The sequence below is a fragment of the Enterobacter sp. R-1.6.2 genome, assembly GCF_035064085.1.
Lineage (GTDB): Bacteria > Pseudomonadota > Gammaproteobacteria > Enterobacterales > Enterobacteriaceae > Enterobacter > Enterobacter asburiae_B.
Map to the genome: position 1 here is coordinate 1 of NZ_JASEYI010000094.1, position 1,248 is coordinate 1,248.

At 47.3% G+C, this 1,248-nt stretch carries 1 protein-coding gene; it reads right to left on the minus strand.

Features of this window, described 5'->3' with window-relative positions; all coding sequences use genetic code 11:
- Positions 1-160: 160 nt before the first annotated feature.
- Positions 161-586, minus strand: coding sequence for a PH domain-containing protein (locus tag QMN93_RS25925; protein ID WP_045261372.1), 426 nt, complete (start codon positions 584-586; stop codon positions 161-163).
- Positions 587-1,248: the final 662 nt, after the last annotated feature.

Consider the following 1,248-nt stretch of genomic DNA (forward strand, 5'->3'; position numbering starts at 1 on the left):
TGTTTTTTCGTTATGTCTGTCGCCACTTTCTCGCGTCTGGCACCGGAAACGCAGCCAACCCCGTTTCAGCGGTGCGGGCAACGGATGTTATGGTAAATTCAGCTGATTGGCAGGTACAAAAAAAGCCCCGTAGGGCTTTTTTTGTAATGCTACGAGGAAGCTACTGCTGCTTAGAACCCATTTCCTCAATATGATTGTTCACAATCGATCTGAATTGCATTGGCGCCTTGATGTTTGGAATTGGCGTGTTGGTTCCGCCAGTGCCTTTAATCACGATAGACCCATAGTTAAAGATTCGTCCCAGTATCCCTTGATGTATGCCAAGGCTTTCAACTTTATCAATACGGAGTTCCACCGTATTGCGTCGGATCAAACCCACTTTTGCGATGACTCTTTGGTTAGTTAATGCAAGCTCCGTTGACCAAACTCTAAGGAGCACAGGGATTATTATAAGTAACCCTAAGCCGTAAAAAGGCAGCAACAAGATCCCGATAATTACTGGGATGATTGTTGGAATCCAGGAGGTTTGAGCGCGAGATATTACGGATTCATTTCTCGTCAATGATTGGTCTACGTAGCTTCCCATAAGGTTATATCCATTTAGAAAAAATAGGATTTTTCCCTTTTTAAGGCGAGTCAGCAATAGAAACTTTATGTCTCCGTGGTAGGTATACAAAATTTACGGAGAACGTAGCGACCGTCGGACAGTTCGGTTCTTTCCTTTCGTGCCGCAACTGGCTTGATTCTGTGGTGGTGGTGGCGGCTGCTATGCCTCATATACTCCTGGCGTTGCAATCCTTTATCCCATATCTGTCGAATATCACAGATGATCTTCTTGAGATCCTGTCCGTTGCGTCGTAATCTCTTGCTCTGAAAACGAAAAAACCGCCCTGCAAGGCGGTTTTTCGAAGGTTCTCAGAGCTACCAACTCTTTGAACCGCGGTAACTGGCTTGGAGGAGCGCAGTAACCAAATCTGTCCTTTCAGTTTAGCCTTAACAGGCGCATAACTTCAAGACTAACTCCTCTAAATCCGTTACCAATGGCTACCGCCACTGGCGATTTTTCGTGTCTGTTCCGGGTTGGACTCAAGATGATAGTTACCGGGACAACGTGGTAGTCGGGCTGAACGGGGGGTTCTTGCACACAGCCCAGCTTGGAGCGAACTGTCTAAACGGAACGGGACGTGGTGATTTAGGTAAAGCTTCCACCACAACACGGATGCCGCAGGGCGGGAACAGGAGAGCGCA

Bases quoted from the DNA above. Each gene is read 5' to 3' on its own strand.
- QMN93_RS25925 (WP_045261372.1), bottom strand. From the start codon at position 586: ATGGGAAGCTACGTAGACCAATCATTGACGAGAAATGAATCCGTAATA.